Below are 6,637 nucleotides of genomic sequence, written 5' to 3' on the forward strand. Positions count from 1 at the left end.
ATGAGCGACCAGCGACCCGCACGCGTCTACAACACCCGCCACCAGCCTCGCCCGTACACGCCGGGGCGGCGGCGGGTCAGCATCTACGTGGCGTGGAGCTATCCCGCCGAAGCCGGCCGCAACCCGGCCGAGCTCGACAACCGCTTCTCCACGATGACCGAGGTGCGCCGGGTCACCTGGCCCGCCTACGAGGACCCGCAGTGGTCCGACCCGATGCGCTTCCAGCAGGGCATCGCCGGCGCGCTGGAGCTGTTCTTCTGGGCCTGGGTGCCGTTCCAGGACTTCGTCGCGGAGACCACCGGCCACCCGGTGGCGATGTACCAGCGCGTCGACCAGGCGGGTGTGGTCACCCCGCTTGACGAGCGGGTGCTGGCCGACACCGACACGCTGTTCGTGTTCGGGCTCGACCACATGGTCACCGGCCAGGACGCCACCGCCGAGGAGGTGCAGGCGCTGCGCGACTGGGTCGGCCGCGACGGCGCCCGCCTGGTGCTGGGCCCGCACCACGACGTCGGCGCCGGCGACGACCTCGCCGTGCGCGACGTCGAGTACCACCACCACGGTGACGCACTCGTGCCGCGCCAGCAGCGCTTCGGCCGGTACACCCGGTCGCTGATGGAAGGGCTCGGCGTGCCGGTGGAGAACCGCTACGGCCTGCGCCCGGCCGTCGCGGCCCCGAAGCGGATCGCGCCACTGTCGATCAACCGGGACCTGGACACCAGAGGCTGGCTGGCCGACGTGACCAGCTTCAACTTCCACATGCACCTGCCGCATTACGCCGTGACGACCACCGACGAGCAGGCGGTACGGGTGCTGGGCCGCCAGCCCATCGACCTGGCCAAGCCGCATCCGTTCACCGAGGCGGGCAACACCGAGTTCAACATGTTCCTGTGGCTGCCGCCCGCGGGCGAGCGGGCCGGCGACATCCTGATGGCCGACTCCACCATCTTCAGCACCCTGTTCGGCGCCGACGACAGCCTGCGCAACTTCTGGCGCAACATCGTCACGCTCTAGCGGCACGGGAGGCGGAGCATGGAGCTGCACGACATCCAGCGCGGGGTGCTCAGCCCCCGCCCGTCCCCGTATGCGGCGACCTACCTGCTGTTCCGCATCGACGACCGCGCCGACGGCCGGGAGCTGATGCGCCGCGTCGCGGCCGTGGTCACCAGCGCCGCCGACACCGCCAGCCCGCTGGGCGAGACCTGGGTCAGCGTCGCCGTCACCTGCCACGGCCTGCGGGCGCTCGGCGTGCCGCAGGAGTCGCTGGACACCCTCGCCTGGGAGTTCCGGCAGGGCATGGCCGCCCGCGCCAACGCCCTGTCCGACACCGCCGACAGCGCCCCCGAACACTGGGAAGCGCCACTGGGCAGCCCCGACGTGCACATCGTCCTGGTCGCGCTGGCCCCCGACGAGGCGACCCTCGAAGCCGCCATCGACCGCGCCCGGCCCGCCTACGAGGGCCTGAGCGGGGTGACCGCGATCTGGCGGCAGAACTGCCACGCCCTGCCCACCGAGACCGAACCATTCGGCTACCGCGACGGCATCAGCCACCCGGCCGTCGAAGGCAGCGGCATCGCCGGCTCCAACCCCCTGGAGAAGCCCCTCGCGGCCGGCGAGTTCGTGCTCGGGTACCCCGACGAACTAGGTGGCGTGCAGACCACCACACCCGACGTGCTCGGCCGCAATGGCAGCTACGTCGCCTTTCGCAAGCTGCACCAGGACGTTGCCGGGTTCCGCCGCTTCCTGCGGGACAACTCGACCGGAGCCACCGAGGAGGAACAGCTCGCCGCCAAACTCATGGGACGCTGGCGCAGCGGCACCCCGCTCGCCCTCTGCCCGCAGCAGGACGACCCCGAACTCGGCGCGGACCGCGAGCGCAACAACGCGTTCCTCTTCCGCGACGGCGACCCGGACGGGTTCGCCACCCCCTGCGGCAGCCACATCCGCCGCGCCAACCCCCGCGACGCGGCCGTGGCCGGCGAACCCCGCCTACACCGCATGATCCGGCGCGGCACCGCGTACGGGCCGCTGCTGCCCGACGGCGTCCTCGACGACGACGGCGCCGACCGCGGGCTCATCTTCGCGTTCGTCGGCGCCCACTTGGGCCGGCAATTCGAGTTCGTGCAGTCGCAGTGGATGAACGACGGCGTGTTCTTCGGCGGTGAGGACGCCCGCGATCCCATCGTCGGCTCCGGCGAGGGCCTGTCCGACTACACGATCCCCCGCCGCCCGGTGCGGCGGCGGCTGCCGGCCGTGCCGCGCTTCGTCGCCACCCGCGGCGGCGAGTACGCGTTCATGCCCGGCCTCAGCGCCCTGCGCTGGCTCGGCGAACTCGCCGACTGACGCCCCGACCACCCGCAGGAGACTACGTGGACACGCTGCATCTGCTGCTCAACGCGATAACCGTGATCTTCATTTCGTCGACCATGTTCGCGGCCGGCCTGGGCGCGACCCTGCCCGCGCTGCGCACCGCGTTCACGGACGTGCCCCTGCTGGCGCTCGTGCTGCTGGCCAACCTGGTCGTCATCCCGCTGCTGGGCTGGGGTCTGGCCGCCCTGTTCCACCTCGCGGCCGCACCGTTCATCGCGCTGATCCTGATCGCGTCCTCGCCGGGCGGCCCCTTCGGCGCCAAGCTCGGCATGATCCAGCGCGGCGACGTCACCACCGGCGCCGCGATGCAGGTGCTGCTCGCCGCCATCGGCAGCGTCACCTTCGCGCTCACCGCCAACGTCCTGCTCAACGCGGCCAATGTGGGCGGGGGCATCTCGCTCGACGTCGGCACGCTGGTGCGCACCGTCGCGATCCTGCAGCTCGTGCCGTTCGCGATCGGCCTGCTGCTGCGCCACTACACCGCCGACACCGCGTTGGCCTGGCACCCGGGCGCGGTCAAGGTCTCCAACGTGACGTTTCTGATCGTGCTGGCCGGAATGCTGCTGGGCAGCTGGAAAGACGTCGTCGACCTGTTCGGCTCACGGGCGCTGCTGGCCGGGTTCCTGTTCTCCGCCCTCGCGTTCGGCCTGGGCACACTGCTGTCGACCGGATCATCGGCCCGGCGCACCACGATGGGCGCGGTCACCGCCGTACGCAACCTCGGCCCCGCTCTGGCCGCCATCGGGATCGCCTTCAACGACCAGCCCGCCGTCCTCGGCGCGCTCGCCGCCATCCTGCTCAGCGGCCTCTGCGCCGCCATCCCGATCACCGCCGCCCTCGCTCGTCGCCGAGCCGTGAGCCGGGCCTGACCGACCGGCACCGGCCCGGGTCGCAGAAGGCCTGCTGACGCTGTGCCGACGAGGCCGGGGCAGGCGAAACCTGCCCCGGCCTGTGCTCAGTGGGTGATGGTGACCGTCTTGGTGCCGGTCGCCGGGATCCGGACCGTGGTCGCGGAGGCGAAGTCGCTGCCGCCGTACCAGTAGTCCTCGTCGTAGGAGCCCCAGACCTTGAACCGCACCTTCTGGTCCAGCACCAGCATCTGGCAGGTGGGCCCGACGCCGCTGCAGGCGCCGGCTTGGTCGCCGGTAGTCGCGTTGTGCGCCACGTACCACCCGGTGCCCGGCGCGTTGACCGTGACCGGAGTGCCCTGCCGCAGCTGGATGTCGTAGGTGACCGTCTTCCCTGCCCGGACCTTCACCCGCGTGGCGCCGGGCCGGCCGCCCGAGTTGCCGCTCCACTGCGTGGCGTGGCCGTCGGCGTAGAAGCGCAGCGGCCACTGGTACGGGCCGAGCCAGTCGACCGTGTACGTGCCGTTTGCCCCGGCCGGGAACTCGACGTCCCCGGACCCGATGCGGTAGCCGTAGTTGCCGAAGCGGACCCCTGCGTGCTTCGCGGGAGTGCCGTCGGCCGCCCGGATGGTGCCGGTGATGGTGCCCCGCCGGTCGAGCTTGATCGTCGGCGCGGTGACCGTCTGCCCCGGCACCGCGGTGATGACCGCGGCCAGCGACTGGTTGCCGGTGCCGCCGTCGGCGGTGACCCACTGCGCGCCGTACGGCGACCGGGTGTCGCCGTACGGGTTTTCAAAGGCGAACAGCTGGTAGTCGCCGCCCCGCAGGTAGTCGAGCTTCACCTTGCCGTCCGGGCCGCTCCTGTTGCAGCCCTCCCCGAACGTCACGTTCGTCGGTGTCATCGCGTGCACGCAGAACCCGGCGACGGGCGCGCCGGTGCCGGCGTCGACCACCGTCGCGGTGAGCTTCGCGACGGGGGTGAGGGCGACGGTGACCTCGGCGGTCCCGCCCTCGGTGACCATCACCCGGAACTGTTCCGACGCGGTGTAGCCGGTCGCCCCGACATAGGTCCACTGGTTGCCGACGGTGACGCCCTCGGCCGTGGCGGTGCCGTGCACACCGTTGACCTCGATCTGGCCCGCACGGGCGTCGAACGACGGCAGCGGCGCGCCGGTGAGCGCGTCGGTCACCGTGAACCGCACCGAGCCGGTGGGCAGCAGCACCTCGTCGACCGTGGTGGTCGCGCCGTCGGTCACGGTGAACAGCTCCGCGTCCTGCTGCTCGATCTGCCCGTGGGCGTACTGGGTGATGCCGCGGTCGTAGTCGTAGAACCCGACCCAGTAGCGAGCGCCGACGAGCACCCCGTCGACGCGGTACGCGCCGTCGGCGTCGGTGGTGGTCTGGTAGGACGGCCCGTTCTGGCTGCTCACCGACACCGACAGGTCGGCGATGCCGGCGCCGGCACGGTCGGTGAAGCGGCCGGCGACCGAGCCGGAGGCCATCAGGGTGTCGTCGACGGTCACGGTCTGGCCGACCGCGACCTGGTAGCGGGTCGCCTCGGCGGAGTTCGCCGTGCCGACCGCGTACTGGTAGGCGCCGTTGCCGACCCCGAACGCGACCCGGTACTCGCCGGGCAGCACGTGCAGGGTGTAGGTGCCGTCGGCCTCGGTGTAACCCCAGGTGCCGCCGGCGTCGGACTCGGCCCGCACGCTCACCGACATGCCGTTGCCGGAGCGGTCCCGGAACGTGCCGGTGATGATGCCCGTGGGCAGCAGCTCGTCGTCGACCGTGACGTGGCCGCCCGCCGGGAGGGCGATCCGCGCCGCTTCGTTCCAGTCGATGGTCCGGTAGGCGTACTGGCTAGGGCGACCGGTCGCGTCGAACTGCACGGTGTAGGTGCCCGCGGGCAGGTCCGTCAGCTCGTAGCGGCCGTCGCTGTCGGTGCTGGCCCAGCCCCAGCCGTCGCCGTCCGCGGACGACGCCGACACGGAGACTCCGGCGACCGGCTGACCGCCGTCGGTGAGCCGCCCGGTGATGGATCCGTTGGCGGCCGCCTGGGCCGGCAGCGCCAGTCCCAGGGTCGCCATGCTGATCGCGAGGGCAAGTACGCCCGCACGTCGCATCGATGATTTGATCATGCACGTCCTCGAGGGGGTGTGCGAAGCGTCGCCGCGTTCGCTGTGTGGAGCCGCCCCGTGATTTACATCTGCGGCAGCCGATATTCTCCACACTGGACCGACTTTTCGCGTGCCGGTTATCCGCGGCCGGCGACCGCACGGGCCCGCCGGATCCCTGGCGCCCGCTCGATCGTCTATCCCCGCACGGGCCACATCAGCCCCACTGCCGTCCGATGAGGATCGCCCGATCGCCTGAGCGGAACCGGCGCATGACATCGGCGAGGCCGATCACGTAGCGTTCGCCCCCATCCAATGCAACGAACAATGCCCCTTGCATTGCGTTAGCTCCACACCCATTGCAACGAAATCCTTGCCTTTTCCTGCAATGATGCCAATAGCGAGCAACGAACTAGTTGCCGAATCTTCGAACGCAACGTAGCGTTTCTTATATCGGAAACAACGATCTCACGAGGAGAGCATCATGCAGAAGTTCGACACCCCCGCCGCCATCTCCGCCGTCCTGGACATCCCCGCCGGGCGCATCCAGTTCATCGCCGCCGACCGCGCCGACACCACTGTCGAGGTCCTGCCCGCCAACCCTGCCAAGAGCCGCGACGTCCAGCTCGCCGCACAGACCACCGTCGCCTTCGCCGACGGCGTCCTGCGGATCCACACCCCCGACACCGCCGGCCGGCTCGTCGGCCCCACCGGATCCCTGGAGATCACCGTCCAGCTGCCCGCGGGTTCCCGCATCGAGGCCAAGACCGCCAGCTCCGAGCTCCGCGGCGTCGGCCGTCTCGGCGACGTCGCCTTCGAAGGCGCGTACCGCCAGATCAAGATCGACGAGGCGGCGAGCGTCCGCCTCACCGCGATCGACGGCGACGTCGAGATCGGACGGCTCAACGGCCCCGCGGAGATCAGCACCGCACGCGGCGACATCCGGATCACCGAGGCCGTGCGCGGCACGGTCGTGCTCCGCACCCAGTCCGGCGACATCTCGGTCACCGCCGCCGCAGGTGTCTCGGCCGCCCTGGACGCGGGCACCGGCTACGGCCGCATCAGCAACAACCTCAGGAACGACGGCACCACCGCACTCGACATCCGCGCGACCACCTCCCACGGCGACGTCACCGCCCGCAGCCTCTGACCGGGCAGGCCCGGCGCCACCTCGCCGGGCCGCCTGCGATCGAGATCCATGCGGGATCCGGCGACCTGACCACCCGGACGCGGGGGGGGGGGGGGGGGCGGCGCGGGGCCGACGCCGGGGCCGCGCGCCCGCGGGCGGGGGCGGAGGGGGGCGGG

The 6,637-nt window shown here is 71.5% G+C and carries 5 protein-coding genes; 4 read left to right on the forward strand and 1 reads right to left on the reverse strand.

Going from position 1 to position 6,637, the window contains the following annotated elements:
- From F9C41_RS12925 to F9C41_RS12935, 3 genes are read left to right on the forward strand one after another with little or no spacing between them, the layout of a single operon-like run.
- Nucleotides 1-1,014: a hypothetical protein gene (locus tag F9C41_RS12925; RefSeq protein ID WP_155387036.1), complete on the forward strand. Its 1,014-nt coding sequence runs from the start codon at nucleotides 1-3 to the stop codon at nucleotides 1,012-1,014.
- Between the two features lie 18 nt (nucleotides 1,015-1,032).
- Nucleotides 1,033-2,343, forward strand: coding sequence for a Dyp-type peroxidase (locus tag F9C41_RS12930; protein WP_155387037.1), 1,311 nt, complete (start codon nucleotides 1,033-1,035; stop codon nucleotides 2,341-2,343).
- 26 nt (nucleotides 2,344-2,369) lie between these two features.
- Nucleotides 2,370-3,239 carry a bile acid:sodium symporter gene (locus F9C41_RS12935; RefSeq protein ID WP_155387038.1) on the forward strand — a complete coding sequence of 290 codons (870 nt, stop codon included), beginning with the start codon at nucleotides 2,370-2,372 and terminating at the stop codon, nucleotides 3,237-3,239.
- An 86-nt stretch (nucleotides 3,240-3,325) separates the two neighbouring features.
- Here the strand turns inward: F9C41_RS12935 and F9C41_RS12940 are convergent, their stop codons facing one another.
- Nucleotides 3,326-5,356 (reverse strand): carboxypeptidase regulatory-like domain-containing protein, encoded by a 2,031-nt coding sequence (locus F9C41_RS12940; protein ID WP_196279741.1) that lies wholly within the window; start codon nucleotides 5,354-5,356, stop codon nucleotides 3,326-3,328.
- A gap of 460 nt (nucleotides 5,357-5,816) precedes the next feature.
- Here F9C41_RS12940 and F9C41_RS12945 point away from each other — a divergent pair, with 460 nt between their 5' ends.
- Nucleotides 5,817-6,482: a DUF4097 family beta strand repeat-containing protein gene (locus tag F9C41_RS12945; RefSeq protein ID WP_155387040.1), complete on the forward strand. Its 666-nt coding sequence runs from the start codon at nucleotides 5,817-5,819 to the stop codon at nucleotides 6,480-6,482.
- Nucleotides 6,483-6,637: the final 155 nt, after the last annotated feature.

The organism is Catellatospora paridis (genome assembly GCF_009720365.1).
In the GTDB taxonomy this organism is placed as follows: Bacteria; Actinomycetota; Actinomycetes; order Mycobacteriales; family Micromonosporaceae; genus Catellatospora; species Catellatospora paridis.